Here is a 403-nt window from a genome sequence, read left to right on the forward strand (position 1 = left end):
GCAGATGCGCGCGCGCGCCGCGGAACAGCCAGCGCGCGAGCAGGCCGGCGCGTTCGCTCGCGGCCAGATCGGGCGCGGCGCGCTGCAGCTGCTCGGCGACGCCCAGCGCGGGATCGAGCGCGTCCAGGCCTTGCGACAGCACCGCGATGCGGCCGTCGCCGCGCTGCACCTGGCCGGCGTGCGGGCTCAGTTCGCCGCTGAGCAGGCGCAGCAGGGTCGATTTGCCGGCGCCGTTGTCGCCGCCCAGGGCGATGCGCTCGGGGCCGCGGATGTCCAGGTCCAGTCCCGGCGCGGCAAACAGCTCGCGTCCGGCCAGCGCGTGGCGCAGGCCGCGCGCGCGCAGCAGCGTGCGGCCGGCGGGCACGCGCGTGGCCGGCAGGTCGAGGTCCAGGTCGGGCGCTTC

Annotated in this window: 1 protein-coding gene; it reads right to left on the bottom strand. The window is 78.2% G+C overall.

Going from position 1 to position 403, the window contains the following annotated elements; genetic code table 11:
* A partial coding sequence (locus A7A76_RS01015) for an ATP-binding cassette domain-containing protein (protein WP_206409446.1) occupies positions 1-403 on the bottom strand: 403 nt, incomplete at both ends.

Source organism: Lysobacter enzymogenes (assembly GCF_017168095.1).
In the GTDB taxonomy this organism is placed as follows: Bacteria; Pseudomonadota; Gammaproteobacteria; order Xanthomonadales; family Xanthomonadaceae; genus Lysobacter; species Lysobacter enzymogenes_D.